The 17,062-nt window shown below is 60.4% G+C and carries 11 protein-coding genes; 7 read left to right on the top strand and 4 right to left on the bottom strand.

Annotation, left to right across the window (positions count from 1 at the left end):
* Nucleotides 1–28 precede the first annotated feature (28 nt).
* The 4 genes from ACR2R1_RS10230 to ACR2R1_RS10215 all read left to right on the top strand — a co-directional run bounded on the left by ACR2R1_RS10230 (nucleotide 29) and on the right by ACR2R1_RS10215 (nucleotide 4,839).
* Nucleotides 29–523, top strand: a complete 495-nt coding sequence (locus tag ACR2R1_RS10230) for a YchJ family protein (RefSeq protein ID WP_434114004.1) — start codon at nucleotides 29–31, stop codon at nucleotides 521–523.
* A gap of 434 nt (nucleotides 524–957) precedes the next feature.
* Entirely contained in the window at nucleotides 958–1,899 is a 942-nt protein-coding gene (locus ACR2R1_RS10225; RefSeq protein ID WP_077731659.1) for a Kazal-type serine protease inhibitor family protein, read from the top strand.
* 212 nt (nucleotides 1,900–2,111) lie between these two features.
* A complete protein-coding gene (locus tag ACR2R1_RS10220) occupies nucleotides 2,112–3,317 on the top strand; it encodes a zinc-dependent alcohol dehydrogenase (protein WP_077731660.1) in 1,206 nt (401 codons plus the stop codon).
* A gap of 502 nt (nucleotides 3,318–3,819) precedes the next feature.
* Nucleotides 3,820–4,839 (top strand): hypothetical protein, encoded by a 1,020-nt coding sequence (locus tag ACR2R1_RS10215; protein ID WP_347258314.1) that lies wholly within the window; start codon nucleotides 3,820–3,822, stop codon nucleotides 4,837–4,839.
* 198 nt (nucleotides 4,840–5,037) lie between these two features.
* On the opposite strand, the gene ACR2R1_RS10210 is transcribed toward ACR2R1_RS10215, so the two are convergent.
* The 4 genes from ACR2R1_RS10210 to ACR2R1_RS10195 form a co-directional block, all read right to left on the bottom strand.
* On the bottom strand, nucleotides 5,038–5,994 hold the full coding sequence (locus ACR2R1_RS10210) for an IS110 family transposase (RefSeq protein WP_434112109.1): 957 nt from the start codon (nucleotides 5,992–5,994) through the stop codon (nucleotides 5,038–5,040).
* Nucleotides 5,995–6,420: 426 nt separating this feature from the next.
* The gene (locus ACR2R1_RS10205; RefSeq protein WP_077731663.1) at nucleotides 6,421–7,374 is read right to left on the bottom strand and encodes a response regulator transcription factor; all 954 of its coding nucleotides are present in this window, start codon (nucleotides 7,372–7,374) and stop codon (nucleotides 6,421–6,423) included.
* Nucleotide 7,375: 1 nt separating this feature from the next.
* On the bottom strand, nucleotides 7,376–10,750 hold the full coding sequence (locus tag ACR2R1_RS10200; protein WP_086132809.1) for a response regulator: 3,375 nt from the start codon (nucleotides 10,748–10,750) through the stop codon (nucleotides 7,376–7,378).
* 224 nt (nucleotides 10,751–10,974) lie between these two features.
* Nucleotides 10,975–11,823, bottom strand: coding sequence for a hypothetical protein (locus tag ACR2R1_RS10195; protein WP_156880731.1), 849 nt, complete (start codon nucleotides 11,821–11,823; stop codon nucleotides 10,975–10,977).
* A gap of 694 nt (nucleotides 11,824–12,517) precedes the next feature.
* Between ACR2R1_RS10195 and ACR2R1_RS10190 the strand changes: the two genes are divergently transcribed.
* The 3 genes from ACR2R1_RS10190 to urtB all read left to right on the top strand — a co-directional run bounded on the left by ACR2R1_RS10190 (nucleotide 12,518) and on the right by urtB (nucleotide 17,062).
* Nucleotides 12,518–13,750: a hypothetical protein gene (locus tag ACR2R1_RS10190; RefSeq protein WP_434114000.1), complete on the top strand. Its 1,233-nt coding sequence runs from the start codon at nucleotides 12,518–12,520 to the stop codon at nucleotides 13,748–13,750.
* Between the two features lie 97 nt (nucleotides 13,751–13,847).
* Nucleotides 13,848–15,089 carry an urea ABC transporter substrate-binding protein gene (gene urtA / locus ACR2R1_RS10185; protein ID WP_434114224.1) on the top strand — a complete coding sequence of 414 codons (1,242 nt, stop codon included), beginning with the start codon at nucleotides 13,848–13,850 and terminating at the stop codon, nucleotides 15,087–15,089.
* Between the two features lie 329 nt (nucleotides 15,090–15,418).
* Nucleotides 15,419–17,062, top strand: a complete 1,644-nt coding sequence (gene urtB / locus ACR2R1_RS10180; protein WP_434113998.1) for an urea ABC transporter permease subunit UrtB — start codon at nucleotides 15,419–15,421, stop codon at nucleotides 17,060–17,062.

The following is a 17,062-nucleotide window of genomic DNA, read 5'->3' as shown; positions in this document are numbered from 1 at the left end:
CACTCTGCAGAATCCTGTGAATACCCCTATGACTTGCCCCTGCGGCTCTGAAAAACCTTTCGATCAATGTTGCGGCCCTTATCTGGCGGGACAATCTCCTGCGCTCACTGCTGAAGCCTTGATGCGCTCGCGTTTTACCGCGTTCCAGCTGCGCGATGCCGATTATCTCAGGGAGAGCTGGGACCCCGGCAAGCGGCCGGCGTCTTTGGACTTCGAAGGCGACACCCGCACCTGGTCCCGTCTAGAGATCGTCGGAACCATAGGTGGCGGCGAAAACGACGATAGAGGCGTCGTGGAATTCAAAGCCCAGTTCGAGTTGGGAGACGACACCTATCTGATCCATGAAGTCAGCCGGTTTCACCGGGTGGCGGGACGATGGGTCTATCTGGACGGCACCATCAATTATCACGGCAAAATCGCCCACAAGGGCGAAATCCTTCGCAATGCGCCGTGTCCCTGCGGCAGCGGTAAAAAATACAAGAAATGCTGCGGCGGCTCGGCCGGACGCTCGGGCAGGGCATAGCGCCCGTCGTGCACTAGCGACGCAGCACGGTCATTCCGATAGCGTTTTCGACCCCAATCGCGGCGAAAATGTAGGCTATGGCAATTCCATCATCTCCCTGAGGCATCTCACGCCCTTTATCCACGCGCGTTTCGGTAAGTGCTGCAATAACTGGCGTTGCTCATGGCATATGAATTGCAATTTATGTTTCGGCGGCCGGTGAGTGATCGGCAGGATGCCACCAATCAACATCCACTCATCGGACCGCACCATTCAGCATCTCCGATTCTCTCCCCTCCCTCTCTGGACCGGGTGCCGCCGGGAATGGCGACACCTTTCTTTTGTCCCGGTTTATCGTGCCTTCTTGCGGCTTCCTTCCGGGGTCGTGATATTTCCTCGATGCCTTGATACGATCGGTATCGCGGACATCGAATCGAACGGAAGGAGGATCAGGAATGATCAAAGAGCTGGCTCTATGGCTGACGATCATAGGTCTCTGGGAAAGCAGTCCGATCTATGGAGACGAAGGCCGCTACTTCAAGGTTGCTCGCCAAGATCCAAGACAGTGCGTTGCACCAACGTGCGACAAGGTTTTCGTTAAGGAAGTCAACAAACCGCGAACGCGCTGCGCCGACGGGATTTGGCGCCGGGAATGCTATGTCGGCGCGATAGACTTTTCCGAGACGGGCGGCGTGCCGCAACAAAACGAGGACTTCAAGAAGGAGTTCGTTTTGGGGCGCGGGCTGGTGCGCGGAATTCTCGAGAGGCGTGCGACCGATTCCAACAGAGAAGACAGCGTTCTGGTCGTGCACGAAACATGGCGGGCCCAGGCACGGGCATCTCCCGCGGGCGCTCTGTACCGGGTGAGGGATGTCGATGGCCCTTGTCCGACCGAGCCCTGCGAGCACATCGAGGAAGAGCGGCTGAATACGCTGACCAAGGCTCTGATTGCCGAGGTCGACCTGCTCGCATCCGCCGCCGATCCGGAGAAGGTCAATGCCGGATATCAGGCTCTCAAGCAGGGGAGCATACTGGTGGCCGGCACTCATCAGGCCGTGACCGGCCCGGCCGGTACGAGCAAGTCCCTTATCGCGAGCGAATTCTACCTGATGGAATCCCCGGCGCCGGTGACCGGCCAAGCCTGCGGCGGAACGACAGGGGCACGGTGTCCGCCCGGCCAATACTGCGAGATCGGAACTCCCAATGCATGCGGTTCGACCAGCATATCGGGAACCTGCGAGGTTCCGCCCGAAATCTGCACGACCGAGCACAATCCCGTCTGCGGATGCGACGGCGAAACCTACAGCAACGATTGCGCACGCCGCCGCGCCCAGGTTCAGCTCGATCACGCCGGCCCCTGCGCGAAACCGGCCGGGGCGCCGACTTCCAAGCGTTAGGGAGGTTTCGATTCATTTGCCGCCCGATCTGTGCGAATGTCTCGGCGGCGCAAGTCGGCGGGAACTGCGGCGAAGCGCGAGCATCAAACCAAAAATCAACGGGCGGGTATTTCGCGGGGAAAACAGGCTTTTAGGCCAGGGGAAGAGTCCCGATCGGGCGCTGGGATTTGGCGCGGCGCCCCGAAACCACCAGGTGAAGACCGGAGGCAAAAATGAAGGGAGTCGTTTTTCACGGAATCGGCGATATTCGTCTGGAAGATATCCCCGAGCCGCATATCGAAGATCCTACAGACGCTATTTTGCGAATCACCGCCAGCGCGATTTGCGGAACCGATCTGCACATGGTGCGCGGCACCTTGGGCGGGCTCAAACCCGGCACCGTACTGGGACACGAGGCCGTCGGCGTCGTCGAATCTCTGGGATCGAACGTTCGGAATCTCAGGGAAGGCGATCGGGTGGTGGTGCCGTCGACCGTTGCCTGCGGCTATTGCTCCTATTGCCGAGCGGGCTACTACGCCCAGTGCGACAACGCCAATCCCAACGGTCTTCTGGGCGGCACGACCTTTTTCGGCGGTCCGGCGATCGCCGGCGGCCTGAACGGATTGCAGGCGGAAAAGGCGCGCATCCCGTTCGCCAATGTCGGGCTGGTCAAGCTGCCGGACGACATCACCGACGATGAGGCCATACTCATCTCGGACATTCTGCCGACGGCGTACTTCGGCGCGGAACTGGCGGAGATCAAACCCGGCGATACCGTAGCCGTCTTCGGGTGCGGACCGGTCGGGCAATTCTCAATCACTTGCGCCAAGCTTCAGGGCGCCGGCCGGGTCCTGGCCGTGGACAACGAACCCTCTCGTCTCGAGATGGCACGCAATCAGGGTGCGGAGGTCATCAATTTCGATCTCGAAGATCCGGTGCAGACTATCCGCGATCTGACCGGCGGGATTGGCGTGGACCGCGCCATCGATGCGGTGGGCGTGGATGCCGAGCGTCCCCATCATGGGCCGGCCGCGCAAAAGGCCGATGAGCAAAAGGCCCAGTTCGACCAGGAACTGAACGAAATCGCGCCGGAAGCCCAGCAGGCCGGGATTCGCTGGCATCACGGCGACAGCCCGTCCCTGGTTTTGACCTGGGCCGTTCAGGCTCTGGCCAAGGCCGGAACATTGTCGATCATCGGCGTTTATCCGCCATCCGACCGTTTCTTCCCGATCGGCATGGCGATGAACAAGAATCTCACCCTGAAGATGGGGAACTGCAATCATCGCCAGTACATTCCCATGCTGATCGACCTGGTTCGGAGCGGAGTCATCGATCCGACCGAGATCCTGACCCAAACCGAGCCTTTGACTTCAGTCATCGAAGCCTATCAGGCATTCGACGAGCATCGACCCGGCTGGCTGAAGGTCGAACTGGTTTGAGGTTCACGGGCGGGTTTTATATCCCATACGGCATTACACCTTCCGTAACTCAAGGCATCCGAATTGATTCCCTCTGCCGGTCCACTCTCATACTCGTGATAGAGAGATTGATGTTTTAAGGAAGCTCTGAACAAGTGGAATCCGTTCATGCCCCTTCGACAGGCTCAGGGCAGGCTCAGGAGAGCGTTCGACAAGCCTGTCCTGAGCCGAGTCGAAGGGCCTGTCCTGAGCGAAGCCGAAGGGCTCACCGCGAACGGAACCAATACGTTACCGTTCGTCCTGCGCCTGTCGAAGGACTTAATCAGAGCTTCCTTAACTCAACCGCATTTTCGAAAGCTTGTTTTCCCATTGAAACTTCCCCCGCTGTGCAGTATCGCTACCATTGAAATGTGACGGCCTGATCGGGCCCGGGAAGAGGATTGGATGCGAACGGATGATCCGGGCAGAATCAGTGCTGAATTGCGCTGTCAGAGAAATAGGGAGAGATCACAGGACAGTCTGCATGAACATCGTTGTGCTGGTGTTTGCGGTTATTGTGGCCGTTCTGTCGGCCGGGCGCGTCTTTGCGCTCATCCACGGCGAACCGTTGCCGATCGGCCGGGAATCGACCCTGCCGCTGACGATCGAACTACATCACTGGGATGAGTACCGGCGGGTCTGGAAAAGTGGGAACGGTGCTTGCAGTTCCGCGGTACTCGGCACGCGCCCGCTGACTTTGATCACGGCTGCGCATTGTCTGCGCGACGTACGTCTGGAGGGACCGCTTAAATTGCCGGCGGTCCGCTTGCAGGCCGCTCCTTCCGCAACGGTATCGAATGCCAGGCTGCGCGCGGCGGTGTATCCGAATTTCGGCGTCGTGCAGGAGAACATCGCCGAGGATATCGCCATTCTGATTTTCGACGCGGATGTCGGGGACGCGCTGCGGCCATTGCCGATCACGACCGGGAATACTCCCGATAAGGCCCTGATCTGTGGCTTCGGTTATGGTTACCGGGAAACGGAAATCGATGGTCCCCGCTGTGCCGAGAAGCGCGTCTTCGATTTGACGAGCAGTTTCTATGAGTTCGTGCCGAAGCGATACGAGGATCTGGATCCCATACTTCACCTGCAGTTCCGGGCGCAGTTCGAATCCAAGGAATCATCGGTGTCTTCGCTTTCCACCCTGCTGGCGGTCAACCGATTGGATGCTCAAGGGGCTTATTCGGTCGACGAGCCCATGCCTACGCGCGGCGATTCCGGCGGTCCGTGGATCGCTTCCGATCCGCAGGGGAATGCTTCGCTCTTGGCCATCACCAGTTTTGTGGAAACCTTCTACCGCAAGAACAAGCAATGGCCTTTCTTTCAGGGGAGCCGCGCGCCGCTTTCCGACCTCGCCTACGTGGCGTACGGCGTGCGCCTGGACACCCGTGAGGCGAGGGCGCGGATCGAAGAGGCGCGCCGCCTGGATGCGGATATCCGCGAAATACCGGTGGCGGGGTCGGCGCATGGCTTCGCCGGGAGCGGAACCACGGAAACCCGATAGAGCGGTGTGGTTTGGCTGTTTTCGTTACCTCGGTTTGTTACGCAGGACGTACGCAGATACAAAATGGACCGGGCACATGGTTTACATCCATTAAGGTATTGGCGAGGAGGAAACGCCGATGCCGTGGAAAGAGACCTGTGCCATGGACCAACGAGTTCAATTTATCGGCGACAGCCTTCGTAGATACCGTCTTAGAAATCACGATGCAAGCCCATGATTGGGATCGAACGGTCGGCCGGACTTAAGGACGCCGTAGGCCAGGACGAGGAGCTTGCGCATGGCGGCGCCGACGATGAGTTTGCCGTTCTTGCCTTGGGCTTTAAGGCGCTCGCAGAAGGCCCGGATCAGTGGGTTATGGCGCCGGGCGACGATGGCCGGCATGTAAAGGGCCTTGCGGAGCAAGGCATCGCCGGTCTTGGACAGGCGGGTGTGGCCTTTCCACTTCCCGGACTGGTGCTCTTTGGGCGAGAGGCCCGCAAAGGCGGCGACGCTGCGCGCGTTTTCGAAGCGGTGAACGTCGCCCAGGGCGGCCAGCAGCACCGGGATGGTGGCGTCGCCGAAACCGGGGATGGTGTCGAGCAGGTCACGCCGTTGGCGGAGGTCCGGATCGTGGTCGATGTGCTCGCGGATGCGTTGTTGGGTAGCGGCGATCTCGGCGTCGAGGGTGGCGAGCACGGCTTCGATGGAGGGGCGTACGGTGGGGTCGGCCCCGTCCAGGCGGTTTTTTTCCATCTGCCGCATCTCGAGGAGGCTCTCGAGCCGACGCACTAAGGCTTGTAATGGGCGCACGGCCGGCGGAGGCGGCTGCCAGAGCAGCGGCCGTTGGCTGAGACAGAAGCGGGCGATGCGCTTGGCATCGCTTTTATCGGTCTTGGTGCGGCTCAGTTCGGCTTGGCCGAAGGCGTGGATTTGGGCGGGGTTGACCACGCTGACGGCGAGGCCGTGGTCGACCAGGAACAGGGCCAAGCCCTCACCATAGCGGCCGGTGGCCTCCAGGCATACGTGGGGCGTTGGGAAGGCTTGCAGCCAGGCCAGGAACGCCTTAAACCCTTCGGGCGTGTTCTGGAAGACCTTGGTTTTGTACTTGCCGTTGCGTAGCGCGGCGGCGTCGAACTTGGCTTTGGCGATGTCGATCCCGATGGGGCTGAACGTCATAGGGTCTCCTTGGTCTGCGTTGACGATGGGGCAAAGTGCTGACCGATCGAAACCGCTCCTGCCGGGTTCAGCCTTATCCATCCAGGGTGTTGCCCAAGGCAGCCCTACGATACCGTTCGAACTCTATGGCGAGGAAGGGACGCTGGGGGACGATCTACGGCGCGGGCTTCAGGCCCAAGGTCGGCAACGTCTTGCCCAGCGTCTGGGTCCGATGATCAGTCGGAGATTCTGCCTCTTGTGGAATCCAGAATCGAGATATAAGGTCGGCAATCCTTTGCCGATGCAGACGCACGGTCGGAGCACGGCGTCGCGAAAGGATTCGCGACCTACGGCGGTACGGTCGTAGGTCGGCAATCCTTTGCCGACGAAACCGCCCGGCCGGGAGATGGCGTCGGCAAGGGATTCCCGACCTACCGGGTGCCTCGGTCAAGCCGCTTCGGCTCCCGTCCTCATGCGCTGCATGACGACGGCGACCGCGGCGGCGCGGGTGCCGACGCCCAGCTTTTCGAAAATGTGCTCCAGATGTTTGTTGACCGTCCGGGGACTGCTGCCGAGGATAGTCCCGACCTCGCGGTTGGTTTTGCCGCGGGCGATCCACATGAGGATTTCCGCTTCGCGGAAGGTAAGTCCGAGTTCGTCCCGCAAGGACTCCAAGTTCCAGTCGCCGGAAAATTCCTGCAATAGCAGCAGGTATTCGCGTCCGCTTTCGCATGGGGCGAGCTTCGCGGTGAATTTCTTGCCGTCGCGATGAAGCGTGAACAACTCGTGTTCCGTGGTTCCGCCCGGAGCGATACGGGCCAAAGCCCAATCCAGAAGTGTCTTGGGCAAAAAGCAGGCTGAGGTCTCGAAATCGAACACCTTGATTCCCGAGAACGCCGCCAGCCAGCGGACGGCCGAGGATGTCAGCCAGATGATCCGCCCGGCGGCATCGATGCTGATCGTCGCGAATCCGCTGCGCTCCAGGGCTTCTTCCGCGCGGAACACCATCCGCGACTGGGCCAGATGTGCTTCGACCCGGGCCAGAACCTCCTCATGGCGGATCGGCTTGACCAGATAATCCACGGCGCCTTCGCGAAAACCCCGGAGCAAATCGTTCAGCTCGCCGAGTCCGGTCATGAAAATGATGGGAATGGAGCGGGTCGCGGGATTCGCCTTTAGGTGGCGGCAGGTTTCGAAACCGTCCATGCCCGGCATGACCGCGTCCATCAATATGACGTCGGGTTCGGCGTAGCGAAGCTGCTCCAGGGCGGAAGCGCCGTCGGTCGCAACCAGTACGCGATAGCCAGCTTCGTCCAGGGCGTCGGAAAGCAGGGCGAGATTGGCCGGTACGTCGTCCACGATCATTACCGTGCCTTGGCGGTATTGACGTTTTAAGCTCATCTTAGACCTCGCTGAGTGTTTTCTTGATGTCGCCGAGACGGAACTCCCGCGAAAGCGCCTGGAGATGCTCGGCGAACGGGATGTAGCCGGCATCGCTTCCGGCCAGCGTGTCCAGGCGGTCCGCAAGGCCCCGAAGATCGCCGATGCGGGCGAATGCGGCCAGTTCTTCGAGGCAGTCGGGCGGCGGCCTTAACATCGGCTGCGCGGTGTCGGGGGCGGTTTCGATTTGCTCCGTATCCTCTCCCCGATAGAGCCAGTCGAGACTCAAATGCAGTTTGAGTTTGCGCAGGAGTTCTTCGATCTGAATCGGCTTGGCCAGGAAATCGTCGCAGCCGGCGGCGCTGGCCGAACGGCGGTCGCTTTGGTAGGCATTGGCGCTGACGACGATGATGGGGGTCTTGCATCCGGTCTGGCGCAGGCTGGCCGCCGCTTCGATGCCGGTCGTTCCGGGCATGATGATGTCCAGCAGAATCAGGTCCGGATTCCATTCCCTGGCCTTCGCCAGGCATTCTTCGCCGGAACCCGCTTCCTCGAGAACGAACCCCAAGGGGGTTAGCGCCGAGGTCAGAATGCCGCGATGCTCGGGTTGGTCGTCGACCACCAGGATCTTGCGGCGCGGACCGCGGTAACCCACGATGTCGCCTTCATCCAGAACCTCTTCCGCGCTGCGCAGGCTGGGAAGGAAAAGCCGGACGGCAAACGTGGAACCCTTTTGAGGCTCGCTCTCCACCGTCAGTTCGCCGCCCATGATTTGCGTGAGCATCTTGCTGATGGTGAGTCCGAGACCGCTGCCCGGAATGGCGTTGCCGCGGGCTCTGGGCAGGCGCCGGAAGGGCAGGAAGATGGTTTCGATCTGGTCCTGCGATATGCCTTCTCCGGTGTCCGTCACCTGGAACCGTGCGATTTCTCCGCTGTAGCCTACACGGAAAACGATTCCGCCCTCCTGGGTGAACTTCACGGCGTTGCTCAGCAGATTGATGAGAATCTGGCCCACTCGCTTTTCGTCGCCGCGAATCCGGCGCGGCAGCACATCGACGATCTGGCAACGGAAGGTCAGTCCTTTCGCTTCCGCCTGCGGCCGGAACATGCGCACCAATTGCTCGATGAACGCGGGAAAATCGATAGCCCCGTGCCGCAGCTCGATCTTGCGCGCCTCGATGCGGGCGATGTCGAGAATGTCTTCGATCAGGGAAGAAAGGTGTTCCCCGCTGCGCTGAATGATCTCCACCGCCTCCCGGCGATGGGCCGGGATGCTCGGATCTTTGCGCAGGATCTGGGCGTACCCGAGTATGCTGTTCAATGGCGTTCGAATCTCGTGGCTCATGTCGCTTACGAAGCGGCTCTTGGCCTGATTGGCGCGGTCGGCGGCCTCCCTCGTTTTCTGGAGCATGCTGTCGGTTTTGCGATGTTCCTCGATTTCCTTGAGCAGCAGGGCGGTTTGTTTCCCGGATTCCTCCTGCGCCACCTGACGGCTTTCGTTGTTGAGCACGATCCACCACGCGGCGAGGCCCAGGAAAACCAGCAGCGCCGAATAGACCTTGAGGAAATTGGCGAACAGCGCTTGAGATAAAGCCTCGTCCCCGGAAGCGGCTGCCAGGATATCCTGGTAATAGATCACACCTACGAAGACGCCGGTGAGCGCGGCGAGCAGCAGGTAAACGAGAGCGAACTGAATCAGGCGCAGCCTGAATTGCGGCGACAGGCACGAGGGCAGCCAGCGGCGGCTGGCCCGTTCGAGCTGGTCCTTGAGCCGCGCGTTCGGTTTGCAGGTGTCCAGGCAACGGGCATCCAGGGTGCAGCAGAGCGAGCAGATCGTTCCCTGATAGGCCGGGCAGTACGCCTTGTCTTCCAGTTCGAAATCGTTTTCGCAAATGCAGCATTTGGCATGGGGCGTGGTCGAGCCCCAGTCGTTGCGGTCTCTCGCCAGATAGTGGCGGCCTCGGGTCAGCCAAGCGATGACCGGCGTCAGCAGAAAAGCGGTCGCCAAAGCGATGAAGGCCGAAAATGCTTGCGGCAGCGCCCCGAACAACCCCGTGTAGGCTGCGGTCGAAATCGCCGAAGCACCGAGCGTGGACAGTACGCCGACCGGGTTGATGTCCGGCAGGTACGCTCGCTTGAATTCGACGAAAGGCGGACTCAGGCCCAGCGGCTTGTTGATCACCAGATCGGCCACCAGGGCGCCGATCCAGGCGATGGCGACGTTCGAAAACAGGCCGAGGACCCGCTCGAGCGCGCCGAAAACGCCGAGCTCCATGAGGAGCAGGGCGATCATCACATTGAAGACCAGCCAGACCACTCGACCGGGATGGCTGTGGGTCAGCCGCGAGAAGAAATTCGACCAGGCCAGCGAGCCCGCGTAAGCATTGGTGACATTGATCTTGAGTTGCGATACGACCACGAACAGTACCGTTGCCGCGAGCGCCAGCCTGCCGTCGTCGAACAGGTAGCCGTAGGCCACCCGATACATCTGGGTGGGTTCGTGCGCCCGCTCGCCGGCGATGCCGTGCTTGAGCGCCAGATACGCCAGGAAAGCGCCGCCCAGTTGCCGGGCCATGCCCAAAAAGATCCATCCGGGGCCGGCGATAATGGTGGCCGCCCACCACCGATATCGGTTGCGATGATTCTTTTCCGGCAGAAACCGTAGAAAGTCCACTTGCTCGCCGATTTGGGCCACCATGGAAAAGGCCATGGTCGCGGCCGTTCCGAACAGTATCCAGTCGAACTGCGCGCCGCGATTCTCGCTTCCGGGGAACAGGGCGAGTTCGGTCAGAGCCTCTGGTTCGCGCCAGATGACGGCCGCGTAGGGTGCGACAAGCAGCACGATCCACAACGGTTGGGTCCAGAGCTGAAGCCGGCTGATGGTGGTGACGCCGAAGGTGACGAGCGGAATGACCGAGAGGGCGCTGACGACATGCGCTGCGGCGATGGGAATGTCGAAGTACAGTTCCAGCGCCAGCGACATGATGGACGCTTCCAGCGCGAATAGGGTGAAGGTGAAGGAGGCGTAGATCAGCGAGGTCAGGGTCGAGCCGATATAGCCGAACCCGGCGCCGCGGGTCAGCAAGTCCATGTCGATGTTGTGTTTGGCGGCGTAGTAGCTGATCGGGAGCCCGGTGAGGAAAACGACGAGGCCCACCGCGATGATGGCCCAGCAGGCGTTGACGAATCCGTAGTTGATCGCGAGAAAACCGCCGATGGCTTCCAGAACCAGAAACGAAATCGAGCCGAAGGCGGTGTTCGCCACCCGGAACTCGGACCACTTCCGAAACGACCGCGGCGCGAACCGAAGCGCATAGTCTTCCAGGGTCTCGTTCGCGACCCAGGCGTTATAGTCGCGCCGTATCTTTACGATGGCCTGACGGCTCAATCCTTCCAAAGCGATGGTTTGCCTCTTGTCTGATCTTGTTGTTTTTATGCCGAGTGCAATTCCAATTTGTCGCTCGAATTCAACAAGGTGAGCAAATCACGTGCCGTTGAGTTGACTACAGGGAGAAGGCAGAAGAAGAGGGTGTTGCTGAACGGTCGCCGCCCCGATTTGGGGCGAAGACCGCAAGATTGCACGCTAAAAGGGCGGGTGGCGGCAGGAAGCCGGCGTCAGGCCTATTTCCGCTCGAAGCCGAAGTCGAGGATCACCGGGTTGCCGCGATTGTGAATGATGATCCGCTTGCGACCTTCCTCCGTATCGGTGTTGGTTTCAGTTGTTACCGGCGGCTCTTCGGGCGGGTTCGATTGGCCGTCTTCGGAGTTCCGCGCGTCCGGATTCGTGGGCCTATCCGTTTCCACGGGGAGAACGGGAAGCGCGCCGGTCGAGGCGCCGCTTTCGGACTTCGCCGGTTTTTCCGTGACTTCGATGCGTATCTCGGGCATCCAGGTGCTGGTGCTGGTCGACGAGGCTGCTTTTTTTCTCGGCACCTTCAGCTTGTCGAGAAGATTGAAGCAGACCGTTCCGATGTGATTCTCGTAAGTTTCCAGCAATGCCGGATCGCTCTTGATGCGGTTCGGATTCTTGATTTTCTCGTCGGCGATGAAATCCATGAAGAGGCTTACGGTTTCGGACGAACGCGCGGTGGATTTGAGCGTACAGGTTACCGGCAACACGTCCGCCTTTTGAAAATCGAGCGCGCGCGGGTCGGAATTGCCGATGCTGAACGAGAACCCGGTGGGCGTGCTCTTGTTCTCGATCCTGCCAACCCGTGCTTCCATCTCGTGAGTGGCGCCGGTTTCGCCGCTCTCGTCCAGGCCCGGCTCCACCGGATATCCCCAGGAACTCAGATTCATGCTGATCCGTTCGGCCATGGCTGCGGTTTGCTCCTCGTCCAGATTGTCCGGCGCCACGCGGAACAGAATCTCGCCCACCGATTCGGGCCGGAGCGGAGTGCCCTGGGGTTTCAAGCCGATGGAGCAGCCGGCGAGCAGGCTCATAGAAACGATCAGAAACGGAATACGCATATTGTTTTCATAAGATTAAGAGTGCTTACGGCGTCGGCGGCCAAGCCGGTTCGAGTTCTCTGAGCGGCCCGGCACCTAACGTCGGCAAAGGGTTGCCGACCTACGACCGTAGCCCTTGTAGGTCGGGAATCCCTCCCAATCGCAAACGGCGTCTTCGGGAGCGCCGAAGCCCCCCTTCCCGACGCTACACCCCAGCCGAGCGTCTTCGTCGGCAAAGGATTGCCGACCTACAATCGTGCACCTTGTAGGTCGGGAATCCCTTCCCAATCGCAAACGGCCATCCCAGCGCTCCTGGGATGACCGTTTGCGATTGGAGCGCCGAAGCCGCCCTTTCCGATCTTGGCGTTCCGGGTTGTTCGCCACTGCTTACACACCCTCCAAGTCGCCTGTAACCGGCCGCGAGTGCGCTGCCGAGACTCTAAGCCGATACCCCCCGCTCCGGGATACGTCATTTGACTGATTGTGACATATACCCCCCGGAAATCTAATTACCCCCGTGCCGACAACGAGTTAGCCGCAACGGCCGACTCCGTGAACAGCTCTTCGGATTCAACCGATAAGGATATTTGCCGCGCCCGATGAAAGGCCTTCGCCGACGGGGCGCGGACATCCGGGCGGCTCGCGACTACACCGGAAACGACCGGTGGCGCGGACCGCCCGCGGACCGACTTCAACGATCAGGGGGTTTCAAGTCATGAAGAATCGAACAACATGCGCGACGCAAGCGGATCGCCGCGGCTTGCGGATTGCGCTTTTGCCCGCCGCCTTGGCGGCGCTGACGACGGCGTACGCACCCGTGTCGCTTGGGGGAGCGACGTTCAAAATCGACGATACCAAGTGGGTGAGCATAGGCGCCGGCCTCAGAACGAGCTTTACCGCTACCGAGGAAGCCGCCAATGCGGGCAAATGGTCGAACGATTTCAATCTGGACAATATCCGTTTGTACCTGAACGGCCAGATTCACAAGTATTTCAAGATTGAGTTCAACACCGATTGCCAGACCTGCGGCGACGGCGGCGAGATGCGCATTCTCGACGCCATCGGCAAATTCGAATTCGATCCCATGTTCAATATCTGGATGGGCCGCATGCTGGTGCCCGCCGAGCGCCGCGAAATGAACGGACCGTTCTTCAGCGCCGTGTACAACATCTTCGGCGCCGGCACGCCCTTCGAGCCGGCGGACTTCAACACGACGATCCGATCCGACGGTACGTCCGCCGGCTCCTTCGGCCGCGACGACGGCGCCACCATCTGGGGTTCCTTCTTCGACGGCCGCCTGCAATACGCGGCGGGCTTTTTTCGTGGGCTCCGCAACGGCGCCAACGTCGACGACAACATCCTCTACGCCCAGCGCGTCGCCTACAACTTCCTCGACGTGGAAAAGAACCCCGGTTACTACACCAGCGGAACCTACTACGGCCAGGGCGGCGACATCCTGACCTTGGGCGTTTCCAACCAGTATCAGGAAGACGGCGCCGGGACGCGGAGCGATCCGGGCAATTTCCGCGGCACCGCGGTCGACGTTCTGTTCGAGAAGCCGTTGGGCGATATGGGCGTGGTGACCGTCAATGGCGAATACAAGAACTACGGCATCAAGGGCTACGGCATGGCGTCCAGGCTCGCGGGCGGCGGCTTCGCCATGTTCGAGGGCAACGCCTACGACGTAAGCGCCATGTACCTGCTTCCGCAAAAGGTGTGGGTCGGTCAATTCCAGCCTTACGTCCGCTATGTCAACGTCGATCCGATCAAAAGCGCCAGCCGCGACGTTTACGAAGCCGGCATCAATTACATCATCGACGGCCACAACGCCAAGATCATGCTGATGTACGAGTACGGCGATCTGCTCACCAAGGGGCTGGATTACACCTCGACCGCCGCGGGCGACGACGTCAGCTCGATCAAGCTGGGCTTCCAGTTGCAGATCTGATCACTCCTAGACACTCCATCAATTACTCGAGAGGTAACTATTCATGCCTGATTATGCAAGATCCTTACGACAGTTCTGTTTGGCTCTGTCGGCGGCCATGCTCCTTTTTGGTGCGGAGGCGCGCGCCGAAGACACGATCAAGGTGGGCATTCTCCACTCGCTCTCCGGCACCATGGCGATCAGCGAAACCACGTTGAAGGACACCATGCTGATGCTGATCGACGAGCAGAACAAGAAAGGCGGCCTGCTCGGCAAGAAACTGGAGCCGGTGGTGGTCGATCCCGCTTCGAACTGGCCGCTGTTCGCCGAAAAAACGCGAGAGCTTCTGACCAAGGACAAGGTCGCCGCCATCTTCGGCTGCTGGACCTCGGTGTCCCGCAAATCGGTGCTGCCGGTGGTGGAGGAATTGAACGGCCTTCTCTTCTATCCGGTTCAGTACGAGGGTGAGGAATCGTCGAAGAACGTGTTCTATACCGGCGCCGCGCCCAACCAGCAGGCGATTCCCGCCGTCGACTATCTGATGAAGGATCTGAAGGTCAAACGCTGGGTACTGGCCGGCACGGATTATGTATATCCGAGAACGACCAACAAGATTCTGGAGGCATATCTGAAATCGAAAGGCGTGAAGGACAAGGACATCATGATCAATTACACGCCGTTCGGCCATTCGGATTGGCAGAGCATCGTCGCGGACATCAAGAAGTTCGGTTCGGCGGGCAAGAAAACGGCGGTAGTGTCCACCATCAACGGCGACGCCAACGTGCCTTTCTATAAGGAGCTGGGCAATCAGGGCATTTCGGCCGAGTCGATTCCGGTCGTGGCGTTCTCGGTCGGCGAAGAGGAGCTGTCCGGCATCGACACCAAGCCTCTGGTCGGCCATCTCGCTGCCTGGAACTATTTCATGAGCGTCGATACGCCCGAGAATGCCGTGTTCATCACCAAATGGCACCAGTTCATCAAGAACCGGAGCCGGGTAACCAACGACCCGATGGAAGCGCATTACATCGGCTTCAACATGTGGGTCAAGGCGGTGGAAAAGGCGGGCACGACGGATACCGACGCGGTGGGCAAGGCGATCATCGGCATCGAGGCGCCGAACCTGACCGGCGGGACGTCGAAGATGCTTCCGAACCACCACATCACCAAGCCCGTGCTGATCGGAGAGATTCAGGACGACGGCCAGTTCCAGACGGTATGGCAGACCAAGAGTTTGGTCGAGGGCGATGCCTGGTCGGATTACCTGCCGGAAAGCAAGCCGATCATCGCCCAGTGGACGGCGCCGATCAATTGCGGCAACTACAACACCAAGACCAAGAAGTGTTCGGGTCAGAAGTATTGATCGATGGGGTTTCTTCTGGGGATAGGTCGACGCAAAACCTCTCCCTCTCCCGCCGGCTACGACAGCGGCGAACGGAATACGGGATAGGCGGGGGCGAGGTTTTGACTCGGGGTTCCGCCGTAGGGTGGGTTAGGCGCGCCTTGCACTGAGTCCGCAATGTTCGCTGGTGGTGTCGCGCGCCGTAACCCACCGGGCAAGGCCACGGAATCGGTGGGTTACGGCGCGTTCATAGCCCGGTGACCGCCAGAAAACGCTTTCTGGTACGCGCCTAACCCACCCTACGGCGGAAATATTCGCGATCAGATTGTGTAAAGAATTCGGGAGACGAGATGAGACCTTTGATTTTCGGCATGAGCAGATGGTATATCGCCATGCTGATTATGATGATGCCGGGCTTGTGCAATGCGGTGGCGGAGCCGGGGGGACCGTTCGTCGACGCATTGGCCCGGCTCAAGGAGGCTCCTCTGACTGAATTGGGCGAAGCCGTCGATCGGCTCGCCGAAACCAAGGACCCGAGGGTCGCGCCCGTGTTGCGGGCTCTGCTCGACGGTCGGCTTTATTACCGCAAGGACGACGGCAGCGTCGTTTTCGGCGATCCGGCCGAGGACGGCCTGGCTATCGTGAACGTCCTCGACGGAGAAACTTTGGGCATAGTCGGCAAGTTCGATCTCAAGAAGGTCGGCGTCAACAATGCGCTGCGCACGAGTTTACGCGAAACCCTCGGGAGGCTCGAATTGACGGCGGACGACCCGGCTCAGCGGCTCAAGGCGGTCGAAGCCATGAGCAAATCGCTGGACGAAGAAAACCTCGAATTGCTGCGCGCCCGACTGAATACCGAAACCGATGCCAAGGTGTCGGAAGCGATCGAAACGGCTCTGGCTTTGGCGGATCTCTCCAGCGAAGACAAGGGCGTGCGCATCGCCGCCATCAATGCCTTGCACGGCAGCCTCAATCCGGAGGCGCTCAACCGTCTGAATCAATTGCTGGAGAAGGACGACGAGGGACAATATCTTGAGCCCGACTCGGACGTTCGAAATTCGGCGCAGGTCGCCGTCAAATCCATCGAATCCAAGCTGACCGTGTATCGCGCGGCCGAGACAGTGTTTTTCGGTTTGAGCCTGGGTGCGGTGCTGGTGCTCGCCTCCATCGGCCTCGCGATCACCTTCGGCGTCATGGGTGTCATCAACATGGCCCACGGCGAATTGATGATGCTGGGCGCTTACACCACCTACGTGGTCCAGCAGCTGATGCCGGGGCATCTGGACATTTCCTTGTTCGTGGCCATCCCGGCGGCATTTCTGCTGTCCGCGCTGGTCGGGATCGCCATCGAGCGCGGCATCATCCGGTTTCTCTACGGACGTCCTCTCGAAACCCTGCTGGCGACGTTCGGGGTGAGCCTGTTTCTTCAGCAGCTGGTCCGCACGATCTTTTCGCCCCTGAATCGCAGCGTCGCGACGCCGGCCTGGATGAGCGGTTCGCTGGAGATCAACGGCGCGTTGTCGCTGACCTTGAACCGGTTCTACATCCTGATGTTTTGCCTTCTGGTGTTCGCAGCCTTGCTGCAAGTCCTGAAACGTAGCCGGATTGGTCTGGAAGTGCGGGCGGTCGCGCAAAACCGCGCCATGGCCAAAGCCATGGGCATTCCGACCGACCGGGTCGACGCGCTGACCTTCGGCCTCGGCTCGGGCATCGCCGGCGTCGCCGGCGTGGCGCTCAGCCAGCTCACCAACGTGGGACCGAATCTCGGGCAGTCGTACATCGTGGATTCGTTCATGGTGGTGGTGTTCGGCGGGGTGGGCAACTTGTGGGGCACCCTGATTGGCGGATTTTCGCTGGGGATCGCCAACAAGCTGCTGGAACCGTACGCCGGCGCGGTGCTGGCGAAAATCCTGATGCTCGTGTTCATCATCCTATTCATCCAGAAACGCCCGCGCGGATTGTTCCCGCAGAAGGGCCGGGCAGCGGAGGCTTGA

This window comes from Methylocaldum sp. GT1TLB (genome assembly GCF_051027445.1).
Lineage (GTDB): Bacteria > Pseudomonadota > Gammaproteobacteria > Methylococcales > Methylococcaceae > Methylocaldum.
The sequence above is the reverse complement of the archived record's forward strand: the minus strand, read 5'-3'. Positions and strand labels throughout refer to the sequence as shown.

What these genes read in the sequence shown, in the direction of transcription:
- urtB (WP_434113998.1), top strand. Translation starts at nt 15,419, where the DNA reads ATGAGACCTTTGATTTTCGGCATGAGCAGATGGTATATCGCCATGCTG.
- ACR2R1_RS10215 (WP_347258314.1), top strand. Translation starts at nt 3,820, where the DNA reads ATGAACATCGTTGTGCTGGTGTTTGCGGTTATTGTGGCCGTTCTGTCG.
- ACR2R1_RS10225 (WP_077731659.1), top strand. Translation starts at nt 958, where the DNA reads ATGATCAAAGAGCTGGCTCTATGGCTGACGATCATAGGTCTCTGGGAA.
- ACR2R1_RS10220 (WP_077731660.1), top strand. Translation starts at nt 2,112, where the DNA reads ATGAAGGGAGTCGTTTTTCACGGAATCGGCGATATTCGTCTGGAAGAT.
- ACR2R1_RS10190 (WP_434114000.1), top strand. Translation starts at nt 12,518, where the DNA reads ATGAAGAATCGAACAACATGCGCGACGCAAGCGGATCGCCGCGGCTTG.
- ACR2R1_RS10205 (WP_077731663.1), bottom strand. Translation starts at nt 7,374, where the DNA reads ATGAGCTTAAAACGTCAATACCGCCAAGGCACGGTAATGATCGTGGAC.
- ACR2R1_RS10195 (WP_156880731.1), bottom strand. Translation starts at nt 11,823, where the DNA reads ATGCGTATTCCGTTTCTGATCGTTTCTATGAGCCTGCTCGCCGGCTGC.
- ACR2R1_RS10210 (WP_434112109.1), bottom strand. Translation starts at nt 5,994, where the DNA reads ATGACGTTCAGCCCCATCGGGATCGACATCGCCAAAGCCAAGTTCGAC.
- urtA (WP_434114224.1), top strand. Translation starts at nt 13,848, where the DNA reads ATGCTCCTTTTTGGTGCGGAGGCGCGCGCCGAAGACACGATCAAGGTG.
- ACR2R1_RS10230 (WP_434114004.1), top strand. Translation starts at nt 29, where the DNA reads ATGACTTGCCCCTGCGGCTCTGAAAAACCTTTCGATCAATGTTGCGGC.